We start from the raw sequence: 17,916 nt of genomic DNA, 5'->3' as shown, positions 1-17,916 counted from the left end.
GACGATGGCGGACAAGCAGTTCAAGCGCCGGATGTGGATCGACGAGAACGACACCGTCCAGGACTGGGTCCCGGGAAGACCCGCCGATCTCGACACCCTCATCGAGAAGGTCGCGGGCGCGGCGGCGCACTTCGGCGAGGGCGCGGAGAAGCTGCGCACCCTGAACACCGACCCCTGGCAGGGCGAGGCGGCCGAGGCGTTCCGCGGTGCGGTGAAGCGCCTGCCGAAGGAACTCGACGGCGCGGTGGACGCGTTCGTCGAGGCGGGCCTCGCGGTCCTCGCCTACAAGGACGTACTGGTCGCCGCCCAGCGCCTGACCCAGCACATCCTGGAGCACGAGGCGCCGCGGGCGCGCGAGCTGGCGCGGGCGTACGCCACGTCGGTGTCGGAGTACGACACGGCGGTGAAGTCCGGCGACACCGGCGGCGTCACCAAGCCGCCCGAGACCGATCCGGGCAAGACGGCGATGGAGGAACTGTGCGGGCGGATCACCGCCGCGCAGGGCAACGTCGAGGAGGCGGCGAGCGCGGCCAAGAGCCGTCTGGGCAAGGCCGCCGAGAAGGCGCCGAAGAAGCCGACCGGCTGGCAGAAGTTCGCGTCGGGCGCGAAGGCCGCCGGCACGGACATGCTCGACTTCGCGATGGAGGTCAACCCCGCCCGCCTGCTCCTCGAGCCGGACGCCTACGTCCACGACGGCGCCATGGTCCTGGACAGCGGCGTCACGGCGGTCCGCCACCCGGCGGACTTCGCGGTGACCTTCGGCGAGGGCATCGACAACACGTGGGACGCCTTCCAGAAGGACCCGGTACGGATGCTGGGGTACCTGGGGACGAGCGCGGCGCTCGGCGGGGCGGCGAGTTACGGGCGGACGGCGCTGGCCAGGAAGATGGACGTCCCCAATGCCCTGGGCCGGGAAACGGGCCTGGGCACGGGCGGCGACCACCTGGACAGCAACGGCCCGGCGGCTCACAGCCAGTCCGGCAATCGCGCGTCTTCCGATCCCACCGACCCCGTCGACCTCGCCACCGGCAAGATGTACCTGCCTCAGACGGATGTGACCCTGCCGGGCACACTCCCCCTGGTCTTCCGGCGGCGCGTCGAGTCCGGCTACCGCGCGGGCCGCTGGTTCGGGCCTTCCTGGTCGAGCACCGCCGACCAGCGCCTGGAATTCGAGCGGGACCGCGTCGTGTTCGTCACGGAGGACGGGCTCGTCCTGGCGTACCCGCGCCCGCAGGGGAACGAGGAGGTTCTGCCCAGCCACGGCCCCCGGTGGCCCCTGCGCGCCGTCGCCGGGGGCGAGTGGACGGTCACCGACCGCCGGGCGGGGTGGGTCAGGCACTTCGCCGAGCGGGACGAGTCGTACGCCCTGCTGGAACAGCTGGACGACCGCAACGGCAACTGGATCACGTTCGAGTACGACGGTGAGGGCGCGCCGACCGCATGCACGCACAGCGGCGGCTACCGTGTGCGCGTCACCACGGAGGCGCACCGGATCACGGCCCTGCATCTGGCCGGGGCGGGCCCGGAAGGCACCGACGCCGAACTGATCCGCTACGGCTACTCGGAAGCGGGCGACCTGACGGAGGTGGTGGGCTCCTCCGGCCTGCCCCTGCGGTTCTCGTACGACGAGGCGGGCCGGATCACGTCCTGGACGGACACCAACGACCGCGGCTACACCTACGAGTACGACGGCCGGGACCGGTGCGTGGCCGAGGGCGGCACCGAGGGCCATATGCGGCTGCGCCTCGCGTACGGCGACCCGGACCCGGAGACCCGGCTCCGGACGACGACGGCGACCACCGGTAGCGGACACGTCCACGGCTACCTGGTCAACGACCTGTGCCAGGTGGTGGCGGAGACCGATCCGCTGGGCGCGGTCACGTACTTCAGGCGCGACCGCTACAACAGACTGCTGTCCCGTACGGATCCGCTGGGGCGGATCACCACGTACGAGTACGACGAGGCGGGCGATCTCACCGGGGTGGTGCGCCCGGACGGCGGGCAGGCGTCGGCTGAGTACAACGAACTGGGCCTGCCTGTACGAGTGGTGGACCCGAGCGGTGCGTGCGTCGCGCAGACCTTCGACGAGCGCGGCAACCGCACCTCGGTGACGGACGCGGCCGAGGCGACGACTCGGTTCGCGTACGACGAGGGCGGCCGTGCGACGGCGGTCACGGACGCGCTCGGGAACGTGACGCGAGTCGAGTACGACGGGGCGGGCCTGCCGGTACGGATCACGGACCCGCTGGGCGCGTCGACGCGGTACGAGCGGGACGGTTTTGGCCGGCCCGTCTCGCTCACGGACGCCGTGGGTGCTGTGACACACCTGGAGTGGACGGTCGAGGGCCGCCTGACCCGGCGCACGGCGCCCGACGGGACGTCGGAGTCCTGGACGTACGACGGCGAGGGCAACTGCACGAGCCACACCGACCCGATGGGCGCGGTCTCGCGCTTCGAGTACACGCACTTCGACCTGCTCACGGCACGGACGGGCCCGGACGGGGTGCGCTACGAGTTCGAGCACGACACGGAGCTTCGCCTGACGCGGGTGCGGAATCCGCAGGGTCTGACGTGGGAGTACGCCTACGACGCGGCGGGCCGCCTGCTCGCGGAGACGGACTTCGACGACCGCGCGCTGACGTACACGCACGACGCGGCGGGCGACCTGGTGTCCCGCACGAACGCGCTGGGCCAGGTGGTGTCCTTCGAGCGCGACGCGCTGGGGCAGGTGCTGCGCAAGGACGCGGCGGGGCGGGTCACGTCGTACGCGTACGACGCGGCGGGGCGGCTGACGGGGGTGACCGGCCCGGACGCGGCGGTCGAACTGCGCCGGGACGACGCCGGTCGGCTGCTGTCGGAAACGGTCGAGGGCCGGGAACTGTCGTACACGTACGACGTACTGGGCCGTCGCACCACCCGCAGAACTCCCGCCGGTGCGGTGACGACCTGGTCGTACGACGCGGCGGGCCGGCACGCCGGCATGACGGCGTCGGGCCGGGCGCTGGACTTCACGTACGACGCGGTGGGCCGTGAACTGACCCGCGTGGTGAGCTCGGCGATCACCCTGGAGCACGCCTTCGACGCGGCGGGCCGGCTGACCACCCAATCGGTGACGGCCTCTCCCGGCGACCGCCCGGTGCAGCACCGCACGTACACCTACCGCGCCGACGGCAATCTCACCGGCATCGACGACGCGCTGTCCGGCGCCCGCCGCTTCGACCTGGACGCGGCGGGCCGGGTGACAGCGGTACGGGCGGCGGACTGGACGGAGACGTACGCGTACGACGAGGCGGGCAACCAGGTCGCCGCCTCCTGGCCGGCGGACCACCCGGGCCAGGAGGCCGTGGGGCCGCGGGCTTACACCGGGACTCGCATCACCCGCGCCGGGCGCGTCCGCTACGAACACGACACCCTCGGCCGCGTAGTGGTCCGCCAGAGAACCCGCCTCTCCCGCAAACCGGACACCTGGCGCTACGAATGGGACGCGGAGGACCGCCTGACGTCGGTGACGACCCCCGACGGCACGCGCTGGCGCTACACGTACGACCCGCTGGGCCGCCGCACGGCGAAACTCCGCCTGGCGCCGGACGGCGAAACGGTGACGGAGCGCGTCGACTTCACCTGGGACGGCACGACGCTCTGCGAACAGACGACGAGGTCGGAGTCCCTCCCCCACCCGGTGACCCTCACCTGGGACCACCAGGGCCTCCGGCCGATCACCCAGACGGAACGCATCACGTCGGCGGACGCCCCGCAATCGGAGATCGACTCCCGCTTCTTCGCGATCGTCACGGACCTGGTGGGCACGCCGACGGAACTCGTGGACGAGCGGGGGGAGATCGCGTGGCGGACGCGGAGCACCCTGTGGGGCATAACGGCTTGGGCCACGGACAGCACGGCGTACACGCCGCTGCGCTTCCCGGGCCAGTACTTCGACCCGGAAACGGGGCTGCATTACAACTTCGCCCGTTACTACGATCCTGACACTGCGCGGTACTGCACTCCGGATCCTTTGGGTCTGGCCCCGGCGCCGAACCCGGTTACTTATATCCGAAATCCTTATACGAAGTTCGACCACCTTGGACTTGCTCCTGACGCATGCCCACGGGAAGGGGAGATCCTCTACAGAGGCGACATGAGGTCGCCAGACACCCTGCGGGCATCAGGAGGATTCATCTCCGCCGCCCCGGGAAGCGACGTTTCGCTGTACGATTACGTTGTGAATCACACGCCTAGTGACCACATATCCACCTCACGATCGAGCGCCTCGGCTCTGCTTTTCACGCGCCCCGGGGGCTACCTGTATGAATTGGAGTCCCCCGCCGGCGGCATAGACGTGAACACGGAACTGGGCCCCCTGCACCCCACGCCTTACGAGAAAGAGATAGCTTTCCGCAGGGAGATCCCCTTCGGTAGAATCTTGCGGGCATGGGAAATAGACGATTTCTGGGAAATAGACGACGAATTGCTGGTTTATACTCGTGACTCGTAGGCACTCGATTCAAGTCTTCACACCTCACTCCTCCGAAACACGCCTCGCGGACGCCACACTGGAGTGGGAACTCACCGCAGACGAGGCCAGCATTACCCTCGCCACGCCTGCGGAGCAGATCTACCACGCAGAGGGAACCAACCTCTGGGATTGCCTAATTCACATTCGTAGGCAGCTTGAACCTCGCGGCATGCGCATTTGCTGCAACGGTTCACGCAGAGATTGCTACCCGTCAGGCATGGCAATCAACATGGGTGGCGGCCATAAGGTAATTATTAGGGAAATAGGGCGACCGGTGACAAGTTCAGATGCTGTTGTCGAAACATTGGGGCCCGCCCCACTAGACCTAGTCGGCACGGTGGAAGAACAAGAAGCTTTCTATCGAGCATGGCTGGAAAGCCTCCCTGGAATCACTGACCGCCCTTCTTGATGATTCCGTGCCCGCACCGAGCTGGGGCCTGAAACCGGTCAGGCCCCACCGCCGGACGCAGACCTCAGCGGGTTCAGCCTTTGGCCTGGTAGCTGTCCCCCATCGTGGGAAGCGTGTTGTGCTGGGCGATCGCGTTGAAGGAGCCCCGGGCGCTGGCGGCTGCCGAGCGCTGGGCCTCCTCGATGCGTAGTCCGTCGACGTTCTCCGTCGGCCCGCTGCCGCGTCGGACCACTTTCCAGGCGAGCACCGCCACCACGACCGCGAGCAACCCGAAGAACACGCCCAACGTCACCATCACGAACCCCCGTCGACTGCGGCGGACTCCCGCCCCCACCTGACCGCTTCACCATAATCACCGGGTGATCGAATAGGAACGCCGAACCAACGGAACCGCGGGATCCAGGCCGCCTTGTTGACCCTCACACCGTGTCAGGCGATGGACTCGGAGACGTCATGTTCACCATCGGAGATTTCGCCCGGCACGGTCGCGTGTCGGTCCGGATGCTGCGTCATTACGACGCCACCGGACTGCTGCGGCCGGCCCACGTCGCCCCCGCCACCGGCTACCGCTACTACACGGCCGCCCAGCTCGGCCGCCTCAACCGCATCATCGCGCTCAAAGACCTCGGTCTGACCCTCCACCAGGTTCAGCAGATCCTGGACGAGAAGGTCACCACTGAGGAGCTGCGCGCCATGCTGCGGCTGCGGCGGGCCGAGTTGGAAGCCGCTATGGCCGCCGCGGCGGCGCGGCTCGTCCAGGTCGAGGCGAGGCTCCGATCGATCGAGAGCGAGGGGCACATGCCCACGAACGACGTCGTCATCAAGAAGCTCCCGGCGGTGCGGGTGGCCGAGCTGACCGCCACCGCCGCGAGTTACGGGCCCGAGGACATCAGCCCGGTCATCGGCCCGCTCTACGAGGAGCTGTTCCGCCGCCTCGACGCGGCCGGTGTCACGCCCGACGGCCCCGGTGTCGCGTACTACGAGGACTCCCCGGAGGGCGACGGGAGGATCACCGTCCACGCCGCCGTCCAGGTCGCCGCCCTGCTCCAGGACAGCGACCCACTCCAGGACGGCGCCTTCCGCGTGCTCGACCTGCCGCCCGTCGACACCGCGGCGACCATCGTGCACCGCGGCTCCATGGACACTGTCCTGCCCACGGCCCAGTCCCTCGCCCTGTGGATCGACGAGAACGGGTACGAATCGGCCGGGTATCCCCGGGAGATCAACCTGGAGTGCCCGGAGAACCGGGACGACTGGGTGACGGAGTTGCAGGCGCCGGTGACGAAGCCGTGACGCCCCGGGCCACCGGCCCCTGACGCGGGCTCCACGGTCGGGCAGTCGCGGGGTACCGTGACGTGCGACTGCCCGACCGCGGCCAGTGCTGCGACGGGCGCCAAGGAAGACTCAGGCCTCCCGAGCTTCGACGGTGCCGGCCTGGCCGCCTGATGCCCTGCGTGCCGCATCCCTTCGCTCCGCGAGAAGGAGCAGAACCGCGGCGGCGACAAGGAAGCCGAAGCTGACACCCGTACAGGCCATGACCGTCTCGTAGGAGGCCCCGGCGATCCGAGGGACGCCGTTGAGCGGCACGAGGGCGTACCAGCACAGGAAGCCGTAGGCGCGCAGCCGCATCCCGGCCTGCCGCTTCCGCATTCGCAGCGGCGTCTTCCCTGTCAGCAGCGCCGCCACCATCGGCAGCACGAGCACCGTCGACACGACCAACATCACCCAGTAGTACAGCGGATTGCCGTTCACTCCGCCCCCTCCCTGTTCCCAGGCACCAGCAGCCTACGAAGCGTCGATGAGGTATGTCCATGTCGGACGCCGCGCAGCCCTTGCGGCTCACGTCACGCAGACCTGTGCCGTGCCCGCCAGCTCGAACCACACCACCTTCCAGCCGGCCGCCGCACTCGCCTGGCACGCGAGCGGATAACGGCCCCACCTGTCCGCCAGCGCCTCGACCAGGAACAGGCCCCGGCCGAAGTCCTGGTCCGTCGTACAGGGCAAGGGATCGGGCAGTTCCGGGTGGTTGTCCATCACGCCGACGCGTACGACTCCGGGGCGGGCGCGGAGCCTGACGGTCACGGGGCCGTCGGAGTGCTGCACGGCGTTCGCCACCAGCTCGGACGTCAGCAGCTCCGCCGTATCGGCGACTCCACGCACGTAGCTGTAGTCGGTGAGGGCGATGTGAACCGTTCTCCGTGCGATTCGAGGCGCACGACGGTCATTGGCGAGTCGGAGGTGGCACTCCCAGTTGGATGCGGAGACGACGAATGGCATGGAGCTCCCTCGCGGGTGAAGTAGTGGGGGTTGCCGACAGCAACTGGTGGCTCGTCTCCCTTGACGCGGGCCCACCGTCCCAGGGAAGGAACTTTCGGGCAGGCTCACGCGATGCACTGCCAACTGCTGTGTGTAGCTTGTGCATTACCGACTGTAGACCATCTCGGGGTTATGTTGCCCTATTGTCGAGATAACACAAGCACCATTCATGGGAGCCGCCAGCTCCGAGGAAGGAACACATGGCCGCGAGGACATCTCCGACAGAGCGTCAGAAGCGGCTAGGGGCGGAAGTGCGGAGGATGCGCACCTCCGCCGGGCTGACCGGGGAGTACGCCGCCGGGCTGCTTGGCGTCGATCGGGGGAAGATCTCGAACATCGAGTCCGGCACACGCGCCATCAGCGCCGAGCGGCTGCGCACCTTGGCCTGCAACTGCGACTGCAGCGACGAGGCGTACGTCAGCGCCCTGCTCCGGATGGCGGGCCCCACTGAACGAGGCTGGTGGGAGCGGTATCGGGGCAGCCTCCCCGCTGGGCTCCTCGACATTGCCGAGCTTGAACACCACGCCGTGCGGCTGCGCAGCGTGCACCTGATCCATATGCCCGGCCTGCTGCAATGCGGCGACTATGCACAGGCTGTTTTCAAGGCCGCTCTGCCGCCGCTGCCCGCGCATGAGATTGCCCTACGGCTGGCCCTCCGCCTGGAGCGCCAGCAGATCCTCGAAGGAGATGACCCCACTGAGTTCGTTGGGATACTGCACGAGTCGGCACTGCGCATGCAGTTCGGGGGACGTTGGGTGGCTCGCAGGCAGCTCGAGCACTTGCTCGCCATGTCCGAACGGGCCAACGTAACGTTGCGCGTCATCCCGTTCGACGCGGGCTCGTTCCCCGGCGCGGGTCAGACCGTGATCTATATGGAAGGCCCCGCACCCAAGCTCGACACGGTACAGATCGACAGTGCCCACGGTCCGGAATTCCTGTACCAAGACGCCCAGTTGTCCAAGTACCGAGCCCATCTCGACTGGATGGAGGAGCGCTCACTGTCCGCAGACGAGTCGTACGACTTCATTCAGGACATCGCCGGTCAACTTTAAGGAGACTCCATGGCAGACATCACATGGGAAGCCCCGTTCTGTGCCGAAGGCTCGGCTTGCTTCCGCATAGGCACCGACCAAGACGGCAACGCCTACATCGCCATAGCCGGGGCCGAGGACACCTACCTCACCGATACCCGCGAAGCCCTCCGTACCCTCATCCTCGACATCAAGGCCGGAAAGGCCGACCACCTTCTCTAGGCCCGCCCCCGTCCACCGGTGGCCGTCAGAAAAAGTCCGACCACGGCTGGTCCCAGATCTGCTTCACGCACAGGACGAGGAACAGCAGGCCCGCCACGGCGAGCATCGCGTTGCTCAACCACCCGTTGCGCCACTCAGCCGGCGTCCGGGACGAGTTCAGGAGCCAGACCAGGGTCAGGGCCAGGAACGGCATGAACGCCGCGCCCAGGACTCCGTACAGGATGACCAGGCGGAAGGGCTGGCCCTGGAAGAGCAGGACGATGGGCGGGAAGGTGAGCCAGAGGAGGTACGCGCGGAACGGCCAGCTCCGTTCCCTGCGGCCCGCCGCCACATCCTCGCCGGTCAGGTGCTCCGCCCGGCCCTTCCGGTAGCGCTCCACGAAGTCCGCGAACATCAGGCTCACCCCGTGCCACACGCCGATGAGCGACGTGAACGACGTGGCGAAGAAGCCGATCAGGAAGAACTTGGCCGTCGCCGTCCCGTACTCCGCCTCCAGGATGTCGGTGAGCTGGATCAGGCCCTTGTCGCCACTGGCGATGGCCACGTTCGCCGAGTGCAGCAGCTCCGCGCCGACGAAGAGCATCGCGATGACGAAGATGCCGGTGGTGAGGTAGGCGACGCGGTTGTCCAGGCGCATCACCTTCATCCAGCCGGTGTTGGTCCAGCCCTTGGCGTTGACCCAGTACCCGTACGCGGCCAGCGTGATCGTGCCGCCGACGCCGCCGATCAGGCCGAGCGTGTTGAGGACGGAGTCCTTCTCGTCGGGCAGCACCGGGAGCAGGCCCGCGAAGGCGTCGCCGAGATTCGGGGTCACCCGGATCGCCAGGTAGACCGTGACCACGAACATGACGCCCACCAGGACCGTCATGACCTTCTCGAAGACCGCGTACTTGTTGAACCAGACGAAGACCAGGCCGACGAGCCCGCAGATGATCGCCCACGGCTTGATCGACCAGTCGGCGGGGAAGGCGTCGGGCCACAGTGCCTGAAGGGGCAGCGCGCTCGATGACATCGCCGCCGCACCGTAGACGAAACCCCAGATCACGGAGTAGACGACAAAGAAGTACGTCGTCCAGCGGCCGAGGCTCGCCCAGCCGTCGAAGAGGGTGCGGCCGGTGGACAGATGCCAGCGGCCGGCCGCCTCGGCGAGGGAGATCTTGACGAGGCAGCCGATGACGGCGGCCCAGAGCAGGGTGTAGCCGAAGTTGCTGCCCGCGATGAGGGTCGCGACGAGGTCCCCGGCCCCGACACCGGTCGCGGCGACGACGATGCCGGGGCCGATGTACTTCCAACTGGACTTGCGGGGGCGCGAGTCGGCCTCCCCCGACACCGATTCCTCAGGCTTCCCGGACTTCCCAGTTGTCTCCGCCATGTTGCCCAAGGAAGCGTAAAGGGGGTGGGGGCACAAGAGGGCGTGCGGTGCTTGTCCCGAGTGAAGCTTGACCTGTTCATGCCAGAGCCTCACTATGAGCGCCACACCAGCGCCACATCAGCGCCACACCCGCACCGAGCACGTCGCAGTGAAACACCACCACCCCCCAGCTCCGTTCCTACGTCCGGAGACCCCGGACATTACGGAGAAACGAGGAGAATTCATGCGACTTCGCATCCGAGGTGCGAGGGGCACCGGCAGACACACCGCCGCCCTCGCCACCCTGCTCGCGCTCGCCCTCGGCACATCCCTCACCACCACGGTCGTCGACGCCACCGCGACCGGCGCGCAGTCCCGGACGTTCGCGTCCGACGACGGCCGCCAGATCCGCCAGTACGAGATCCACCGGAGCACCACTCCGGTGACCCGTACGGCGATCCAGGCGTCCGGCGTCACCGTGGACGAGGCCGACGAGGAGACCGTCGTCGTCTCCGGCCGCGCGGATCAGATCGAGACGCTGCGCCGACAGGGGTACGAGGTCAGCCTGCTCGGCTCCGCCCCCGACCGCACCTCCGGCTCCGACGGCATCCGGCTCTTCGACTTCCCCTCGGCCGACTCGAAGTACCACAACTACGCCGAGATGAACACGGAGATCGACCAGCGCATCGCCGCCTACCCGGCCATCATGAGCAAGCGCGTGATCGGCAAGTCGTACGGCGGCCGGGACATCGTCGCGATCAAGGTCAGCGACAACGTGGCGACGGACGAGGCCGAGCCCGAGGTGCTGTTCACCTTCCACCAGCACGCGCGCGAGCACCTCACCGTCGAGATGGCGCTCTACCTGCTGCGCGAACTCGGCGCGGGCTACGGCTCCGACTCCCGCGTCACCAGCATGGTCAACGGCCGCGAGATCTGGCTCGTCCCGGACCTCAACCCGGACGGCGGCGAGTACGACATCGCCACCGGCTCCTACCGCTCCTGGCGCAAGAACCGCCAGCCCAACAGCGGTTCGTCGTACGTCGGCACGGACCTGAACCGCAACTGGAACTACCAGTGGGGCTGCTGCGGCGGTTCCTCCGGCTCGACGTCGTCCGAGACCTACCGCGGCGCGTCCGCCGAGTCGGCGCCCGAGGTGAAGGTGGTCGCCGACTTCGTACGCGGCCGGGTCGTCGGCGGGAAGCAGCAGATCACGGCCGGGATCGACTTCCACACGTACAGCGAACTGGTGCTGTGGCCCTTCGGGTACACGTACTCCGACACCACGACCGGGATGACGGCGGACGACCGCAACGCCTTCGCGACGGTCGGCGGCAAGATGGCCGCCAGCAACGGTTACACCGCCGAGCAGTCCAGCGACCTGTACATCACGGACGGCTCGATCGACGACTACCTCTGGGGCAGCCAGAAGATCTTCGGCTACACCTTCGAGATGTATCCGACGTCCAGCTCCGGCGGCGGCTTCTACCCGCCCGACGAGGTCATCGAGCGCGAGACGTCCCGCAACCGGGACGCGGTGCTCCAGCTCCTGGAGAACGCCGACTGCATGTACCGGTCCATCGGCAAGGAGGCGCAGTACTGCTGAGCGCGACGGAGAGACGGCTGATCGGCTGATCGGCTGACCGGCTGACCGGCTGAACCGCCCGGTGGTGCCGCCGTCATCGGCAGCACCACCGGGTGCCGGGGTCCCGGGGTCAGTCCTCCTTGACGGAGTCCTTGCGGCCGGCGTCCGCGCCCTTCTTGTCGGCCTTGTCGGCCTTGTCGGCCTTGTCGGCCGTGTCGGCCTTGTCAGCCGTGTCGGCCTTGTCAGCCGTGTCGGAGTCCTTCTGGTCGGCCGCGTCCTTCTCACCGGCTTCAGCCTTCTCGTCGGCCTCGGTGGCCTCCTCGACCTCCTCGGCCGCCGCGTCCGCCTCGGCCGCGTCCGCCTCCTCCGGCTCGTCCGCTTCCGCGCCGTCCTCGAAGTACGCGTCCAGGACCGCGTCGAGCTGCTCCTCCCACTCCTTGAAGCGGCTGCGGGACGTCGCGTCGACCTCGATCGGGTACCAGCGGCGGTCGGGCGTGTGCACCGTGACGGTGAACCGCTTGCCGAACCGCGCCGTCTCCGTCTCGACCGCCCCGATCTCGTCCCAGCGGAACTCGCACTTCTGGTCGTCGAGGGAGAGCCGTACGCCCCGGTGGTCGGCGACGATCCGCGCGCGGCGGTCGGCGGCCTCGAAGACGGGACCGTCGACATCCTCGGCGTCGGCCTCCGCACTCTCGGCGGCCTCCGCGGTCTCCTCGGCAGCGCTCTCCTCGGCGGGGGCGCTCTCCGCCGAACCGGAGGGCGCCTTCGGCGCTTCGGGCGCGTCATCCACCCCGCCGTCCGCCGGTTCGGCGTCCTCGGGTGCTCCGGACACGGGTGAGGTGAGCCCGGGGATGAAGGCCGGGTCGAACCCGGCGCCCTCCAGGGGCTGGCTGCTCGAACCTATGCGCTGCTCCACAGCGGAGCAGTATGGCCGACTTTCCTGTGCCGGAACCAGTCGGGCTGTTCACCGGGCGGCCCGTACGACCCGCACAACCCATACGGACCGTACGGGACGCACGGACCGTACGGGACGCACGGACCGTACGAGTCGCCCCAGCCCTAGACGAACAGGCTCACCACCGCCGCCACCGCGAAGCCCGCCACCGACAGGACCGATTCCAGGACCGTCCAGGACTTCAGGGTGTCGCGTTCGCTGATGCCGAAGTACTTGGCGACCATCCAGAAGCCGCCGTCGTTGACGTGCGAGGCGAAGATCGAGCCCGCCGAGATGGCCATGATGACGAGGGCGGTGAACGCCTGGGAGTGGTCGCCCTCGGCGAGCAGCGGGGCGACGATGCCGGCCGTCGTGACGATGGCGACGGTCGCCGAACCCTGCGCCACCCGCAGCACCACGGAGATCAGGTAGGAGAGCACGATCACCGGGAGGCCGACGTCGTTGAAGGTGTCGGAGAGCGCCTGGGCGACGCCGCTGGCCTTGAGGACGGCGCCGAAGATCCCGCCCGCGCCGACCACGAGCAGGATGTTGCCGACCGGCTTCAGGGACGAGGTCGACACCTTCTCCAGGGACTTGCGCGACCAGCCGCGGCGGATGCCCAGGAAGTAGTACGCCAGGACCAGGGCGATGGTCAGGGCCACGAAGGGGTTACCGAAGAATTCGATCACCGAGCGGCCGGTCGAGGGGTCCAGCGCGATCGACGAGAACGTGGCGGCGAGGATCAGCACCAGGGGCGTACCGATGATGGCGAGGACGGTCGCCAGCGGGACCGGCTTCTCGGTCGGCTCGACGCCCGCCGCGCGCTGCTCGTCGATGACGGCCCGCCTGGACTCCTCGGCGGCCTCGACCATGTCCTGCGGTACGGGGACGAAGATCCGCTTGCCGATCCAGGCGGAGAACGCCCAGGCGGCGAGGACGGCGGGGATGCCGCAGACGATGCCCATGAGGATGATCCAGCCGAGCTGGACGTGCAGCAGTCCGGCGGCGGCGACGGGCCCGGGGTGCGGCGGCAGGAACGCGTGCGTCATCGACAGGCCCGCGAGCAGCGGCATGCAGTACAGCAGGATCGACTTGCCGGATCGCTTGGCGGCGGCGTAGACGATCGGCGCGAGGACGAAGATGCCGACGTCGAAGAAGACGGGGATGCCGAAGATCAGGCCGGTCAGGCCCATGGCGAGCGGGGCGCGCTGCTCGCCGAAGAGGTTCAGGAGACGGGAGGCCAGTACCTCCGCGCCGCCGCTGACTTCGAGGATCGCGCCGAGCATCGTGCCCAGGCCGATGATGATCGCTACATGGCCGAGGATGCCGCCCATGCCGGACTCGATGACGGAGACGGCCGTCGACTTCTGGACGGTGCCGAAGAGTTCGGTCACGGAGAGACCGGCCGCGAGGCCGACGGCTATGGAGACGGCGAGCAGGGCCACGAAGGGCTGGAGTCTGACCTTGATGATCAGGAACAGCAGGAGGGCGATGCCGAGGGCGGCGACGGTGAGCAGTCCTGCGGTGCCGTCGAGCAGGAGGAGCAGGCCGCCGGTGTGGGGTGGTTCGGCCTCTGCGGCCAGGGCGGTCAGGGGGAGTGCGTGGGACATCGGGCGGGCCTCGGTTTCCTCGGAGCATGACGCTTTCGGGCAGGGGGTATCGCGGCGCGGCGCCCCGGAGGAACGAAGGGGCGACGCGCCGTGACGTCGTACGGAATGCGGGAGAGATGAAGGGAGCCGCTGTCAGCCTCGGCCTCAACCTCAGCCGAGGACGGCCAGCGCGTCGATCTCGATGAGGAGGCCCGCGGGCAGACCGACGTAGACCGTCGTGCGGGCGGCGGGCGGAGCGGTGAGGCCCTGCTCCTCGAAGTACGCGTTGTAGAGGGCGTTCATCTCGGCGAAGTGGTCGACGTCCGTGAGGTAGACGCGGATCATCATCGCGTCGTCCCAGCTCGCGCCGCCCTCTTCGAGGATCGCCTTGACGTTGGCGAGGGTCTGGAGGGTCTGCTCGCGCAGGGTGGGTCCGGCGGGCGTGGGCGCCTGGCCCTCGACGGCCGGGAGGAAGCCGACCTGACCGGCCACCTGGAGGATGTTGCCCTTCCTCACCCCGTGCGAGAACTTCGCGGGCGGCGTGGTGTGGGTCTTCGGGGTGAGGGCGGTCTTCTCGGTCGTACGGTCGGTCATGCGGGGTCCTCTGCTTGGGTCTTGCCGGTCATACGGGGTCTTTCGCCGGTGTCTTGCCGGAGTACTCGCGGCTGATGGCGTCCGCGGTACGGCGCACCAGTGGGAGCAGGGTGAGGAGTTCGTCGGCGGTGACGACGACGTTCGGGGCGGAGACCGACATGGCGGCGACGGCCCGTCCGTCGGCGCCGCGGATGGGGGCGCCGACGCAGTTGATGGACTCCTCGTGGCCGCCGAGGTCGGTGGCCCAGCCCTGTTCGCGCACCGTGGCGAGCTCGCGCAGGAACGCGGGCGCGTTGGGCGTCGAACGGGCCGTGTACAGGGGGTAGTCGAGCTTCTCGGCGAGGGCGCGCCGCTCGGCCTCGGGCAGGTCGGACAGCAGCAGCTTGGCCACCGCGGCGACGGTGATGGCCACCGGCTTGCCGATCCGCGAGTACATGCGCACCGGGTAGCGGCTCTCCACCTTGTCGATGTAGAGCACCTCGTTCTCCTCGTGAACGGCGAGGTGGACGGTGTGCCCGCACTGCTCGTTCAGGCGTACGAGGTGGGGGTGGGCGATCTCGCGGATGTCCAGGTTCTCCACGGCCTGCTGGGCGAGGGCGAAGAGGCGCGCGCCGAGGCGGTAGCGCTGGTCCTCCTGGCGGTAGACGAGCCCGTGTTCGTGGAGGGTGCGCAGCAGCCGCAGGGCCGTGGACTTGTGGACTCCGAGGCGGTCGGCGACCTGCCCGAGGTCGGCGGGCCCCTCGGCGAGCAGCGGCAGGATGCTCAGCGCTCGGTCGACGGTCTGGCTCATGGGGTGCGTACCTCCTCCTCGGCCCGCGCGTCGGCGTGGTCGGCGGCTCGCGTCCAGCCGGGGCCGAGTCGAAGTGTCTCCCACGCGGTGTCGTCGAGGACGGCCAGGCGGTCGGCGTGGCCGCGGGCGGGCGGTGCGGCGAGGTCGCCGGGGACGGTGAGCGCGGCGGCGGCCGCCAGGTGGCCGTGGCGCAGCCGGTCCCGGGCGGGCAGGCCGCGCAGGGTCGCGGAGAGGAACCCGGCGGCGAAGGCGTCGCCCGCGCCGACGGGGGCGACGACGTCGACGTGCGGGGCGGGGACGGCGGTGACGGTGTCGCCGTCACCGTCACTTTCGAAGAGGGTGGCGCCCCGGGCGCCCTGCTTCACGACCAGGGTGCCGGGTCCAGGGAGCGCGGCGCGGATCGCGGCGGGGCCGCCGGTGATCCCCCAGGCCGCCTCGGCCTCGTCCTCGCCGACGAAGACGAGGTCGCTGCCGCGGGCCAGGCCGAGCAGGACCGCGCCCGGGTCCGGGTGCCCCTGCCACAGGTGCGCGCGGTGGTTGACGTCGAAGGAGACGAGGGGGCGGCCGGGGCGGGGCGCGGTCAGTTCGCGGAGCAGGGCCAGGCAGCCGGCGGAGAGGGCGGCGGTGATGCCGGTCAGGTGCAGGACGCGGCCGGGCCTGACGGCGGCCGTGTCCAGGGCGCCGGGGGCCAGCGCGGAGGCGGCGGAGCCGGCCCGGTAGTACGCCACCTCGTGGGCGTCGGTGGCGCGGTCGCCCGCGGTGCGGAAGTAGACGCCGGTCGGGCGGGCGGGGTCGCGGCGCACGGCGGAGGTGTCGACGCCCCAGGACGCGATGGTCTCCACGAGGTGGTCGCCGAAGCCGTCGGCGCCGACCCGGCTGACCCACTGCGCCGAGTGCCCGGCGGCGGCGAGCACGCACGCCACGTTGGATTCGGCGCCGCCGATGGCCCGCTCGAAGGACGGCACGTCGGCGAGGCGGCCGGGCCGGGAGGGGAGGAAGGTGACCATGGACTCGCCGAGGGTCACGACGTCGGCCGGCAGCCCGTCGACGGACATGCCCTCGACAGTCTCGCGCGGCGCGCCCTCACGTACGGGTCCGTTGCTGGTCACGATGGGTGCGGCTCCTAGCTCTCGCGGCCGACGGCGTCGTTGGCGCACCGTTGACCCTGCGTCGGCTGGGATGTTAGACAGCAGTGAGCGACATACGCAATGACTGTTGCAGAGATTGCAACGATGCCAACGCCTGCTCCGTCATCGATGGACGATCGGTGACCGCTGGACTTCACTCCCGGGAGGCCCCATGGGCGCCGACACCGCCGCAGCACGTCTCGCCGCCCTCGCGGCGGACCGCGTCGACCACCGCTTCAAGGGCCTGCCGCCGGACGCCGACGGCCTGACGGTCGGCGAGCTGGCGGCCCAGCGCCGCAACCTCTTCACCGGCGGCTTCACCACCCCTGTACTCGCCCTCTCCGCCGAGCGCCTGAAGCACAACCTGGAACTCATGGAGACGTACGCGACCCGGCACGGGCTCGCCTTCGCGCCGCACGGCAAGACCTCGATGGCGCCGCAGCTCTTCCAGCGGCAGATCGAACACGGGGCGTGGGGCATCACGCTCGCCGTGCCCCACCAGGTGCGCGTGGCGCGGGAGTTCGGGGCCGGGCGGGTCTTCCTCGCCAACGAGCTCGTCGACGCGGCGGCCCTGCGCTGGGTCGCCGCCGAACTCGCCGCCGACCCGTCCTTCCGCTTCGTCTGCTACGTCGACTCGGTGGACGGCGTGTCCCTGATGGACGCGGCCCTGCGCGGGGCGTCCCGCCCGGTGGACGTCGTGGTCGAACTCGCCGCCGGTGAGGGCGCCCGTACCGGTGTCCGTACGGAGGCGGAGTGCGCGGCGGTCGCGGACGCGGTGGCCGCCACCGACACGCTGCGGCTCGTGGGCGTGGCGGGCTACGAGGGCGAGGTGCCGGACGCGGACCCGGAGCGGGTGCACGCCTGGCTGCGCCGGCTGACCGCGCTGGCCGCGGAGTTCGACGAGGCGGGCCGCTTCGCCGGGAACGGGCTCGACGAGATCGTCGTCAGCGCGGGCGGCAGCGCCTGGTTCGACGCGGTCGCGGACGTCTTCGCCGGGATCCCGGAGCTGTCGCTGCCCGTGCTGAAGCTGCTCCGCTCGGGCGCGTACGTCTCGCACGACGACGGCCACTACCGCAGGATCACGCCGTTCACCCGGGTGCCCGAGGAGGGCGCGCTCCAGCCCGCCTTCCGGCTGTGGGCGCAGGTCGTCTCCCGCCCCTCCCCCGCCCAGGCGTTCGCCAACGCGGGCAAGCGCGACGCGGCGTACGACCTCGATCTGCCGCTGGCCCAGGTGGTCCGCAGGGACGGCGCCGAGCGCCCGGCCGCCGGCGTCACCGTCACGGGCCTGTCCGACCAGCACGCCTGGCTGGCCACCACGCCCGAGGCGGACCTGCGGGTCGGCGACTGGGTCGGCCTGGGCCTGTCCCACCCGTGCACGTCCTTCGACAAGTGGCAGCTCATTCCGCTGGTGGAGGCGGACGGCACGGTCGTCGAATACATCCGCACGTTCTTCTAGAG

At 69.6% G+C, this 17,916-nt stretch carries 14 protein-coding genes and 1 pseudogene; 6 read left to right on the top strand and 9 right to left on the bottom strand.

Annotation, left to right across the window (positions count from 1 at the left end; genetic code table 11):
- Nucleotides 1-4: 4 nt before the first annotated feature.
- Nucleotides 5-4,492 carry a DUF6531 domain-containing protein gene (locus tag ACFV6E_RS11920; RefSeq protein ID WP_385460859.1) on the top strand — a complete coding sequence of 1,496 codons (4,488 nt, stop codon included), beginning with the start codon at nt 5-7 and terminating at the stop codon, nt 4,490-4,492.
- 503 nt (nt 4,493-4,995) lie between these two features.
- Here the strand turns inward: ACFV6E_RS11920 and ACFV6E_RS11915 are convergent.
- Nucleotides 4,996-5,217 carry a hypothetical protein gene (locus tag ACFV6E_RS11915; protein WP_385168987.1) on the bottom strand — a complete coding sequence of 74 codons (222 nt, stop codon included), beginning with the start codon at nt 5,215-5,217 and terminating at the stop codon, nt 4,996-4,998.
- Between the two features lie 158 nt (nt 5,218-5,375).
- Between ACFV6E_RS11915 and ACFV6E_RS11910 the strand changes: the two genes are divergently transcribed.
- Nucleotides 5,376-6,215 carry a MerR family transcriptional regulator gene (locus tag ACFV6E_RS11910; protein WP_385460856.1) on the top strand — a complete coding sequence of 280 codons (840 nt, stop codon included), beginning with the start codon at nt 5,376-5,378 and terminating at the stop codon, nt 6,213-6,215.
- 111 nt (nt 6,216-6,326) lie between these two features.
- On the opposite strand, the gene ACFV6E_RS11905 is transcribed toward ACFV6E_RS11910, so the two are convergent.
- Together ACFV6E_RS11905 and ACFV6E_RS11900 are read right to left on the bottom strand one after the other, a co-directional pair.
- The gene (locus ACFV6E_RS11905; RefSeq protein ID WP_385168992.1) at nt 6,327-6,674 is read right to left on the bottom strand and encodes a hypothetical protein; all 348 of its coding nucleotides are present in this window, start codon (nt 6,672-6,674) and stop codon (nt 6,327-6,329) included.
- Nucleotides 6,675-6,761: 87 nt separating this feature from the next.
- Complete coding sequence (locus tag ACFV6E_RS11900) at nt 6,762-7,199, bottom strand: ATP-binding protein (RefSeq protein WP_385168995.1); 438 nt, start codon at nt 7,197-7,199, stop codon at nt 6,762-6,764.
- A gap of 239 nt (nt 7,200-7,438) precedes the next feature.
- Between ACFV6E_RS11900 and ACFV6E_RS11895 the strand changes: the two genes are divergently transcribed.
- Together ACFV6E_RS11895 and ACFV6E_RS11890 are read left to right on the top strand one after the other, a co-directional pair.
- A complete protein-coding gene (locus tag ACFV6E_RS11895) occupies nt 7,439-8,290 on the top strand; it encodes a helix-turn-helix domain-containing protein (protein WP_385168998.1) in 852 nt (283 codons plus the stop codon).
- Nucleotides 8,291-8,299: 9 nt separating this feature from the next.
- A complete protein-coding gene (locus tag ACFV6E_RS11890; RefSeq protein ID WP_385169001.1) occupies nt 8,300-8,491 on the top strand; it encodes a hypothetical protein in 192 nt (63 codons plus the stop codon).
- A 25-nt stretch (nt 8,492-8,516) separates the two neighbouring features.
- Here the strand turns inward: ACFV6E_RS11890 and ACFV6E_RS11885 are convergent, their stop codons facing one another.
- Nucleotides 8,517-9,863, bottom strand: coding sequence for an Nramp family divalent metal transporter (locus ACFV6E_RS11885; protein ID WP_385169004.1), 1,347 nt, complete (start codon nt 9,861-9,863; stop codon nt 8,517-8,519).
- Between the two features lie 223 nt (nt 9,864-10,086).
- Between ACFV6E_RS11885 and ACFV6E_RS11880 the strand changes: the two genes are divergently transcribed.
- Entirely contained in the window at nt 10,087-11,445 is a 1,359-nt protein-coding gene (locus ACFV6E_RS11880; protein WP_385460853.1) for a M14 family metallopeptidase, read from the top strand.
- A gap of 247 nt (nt 11,446-11,692) precedes the next feature.
- Here ACFV6E_RS11880 and ACFV6E_RS11875 read toward each other — a convergent pair.
- From ACFV6E_RS11875 to ACFV6E_RS11855, 5 genes and pseudogenes are all read right to left on the bottom strand, one after another.
- Nucleotides 11,693-12,340: pseudogene (locus ACFV6E_RS11875) on the bottom strand (hypothetical protein); the annotation flags it as partial.
- 143 nt (nt 12,341-12,483) lie between these two features.
- Nucleotides 12,484-13,968, bottom strand: coding sequence for a GntP family permease (locus tag ACFV6E_RS11870; RefSeq protein WP_385169008.1), 1,485 nt, complete (start codon nt 13,966-13,968; stop codon nt 12,484-12,486).
- Between the two features lie 150 nt (nt 13,969-14,118).
- The gene (locus tag ACFV6E_RS11865) at nt 14,119-14,541 is read right to left on the bottom strand and encodes a RidA family protein (RefSeq protein ID WP_385169011.1); all 423 of its coding nucleotides are present in this window, start codon (nt 14,539-14,541) and stop codon (nt 14,119-14,121) included.
- 28 nt (nt 14,542-14,569) lie between these two features.
- On the bottom strand, nt 14,570-15,331 hold the full coding sequence (locus ACFV6E_RS11860) for an IclR family transcriptional regulator (RefSeq protein ID WP_385460850.1): 762 nt from the start codon (nt 15,329-15,331) through the stop codon (nt 14,570-14,572).
- Nucleotides 15,328-16,386 (bottom strand): sugar kinase, encoded by a 1,059-nt coding sequence (locus ACFV6E_RS11855; RefSeq protein WP_385461022.1) that lies wholly within the window; start codon nt 16,384-16,386, stop codon nt 15,328-15,330. Before ACFV6E_RS11855 ends, ACFV6E_RS11860 begins: the two co-directional genes overlap by 4 nt.
- 244 nt (nt 16,387-16,630) lie before the next feature.
- On the opposite strand from ACFV6E_RS11855, the gene ACFV6E_RS11850 reads away from it, so the two are divergent.
- The gene (locus tag ACFV6E_RS11850; RefSeq protein WP_385460847.1) at nt 16,631-17,914 is read left to right on the top strand and encodes an amino acid deaminase; all 1,284 of its coding nucleotides are present in this window, start codon (nt 16,631-16,633) and stop codon (nt 17,912-17,914) included.
- Nucleotides 17,915-17,916: the final 2 nt, after the last annotated feature.

It is taken from the genome of Streptomyces sp. NPDC059785, assembly GCF_042732375.1.
Taxonomy (GTDB): Bacteria; Actinomycetota; Actinomycetes; order Streptomycetales; family Streptomycetaceae; genus Streptomyces.
This window is presented reverse-complemented; position numbering and strand designations above follow the sequence as displayed.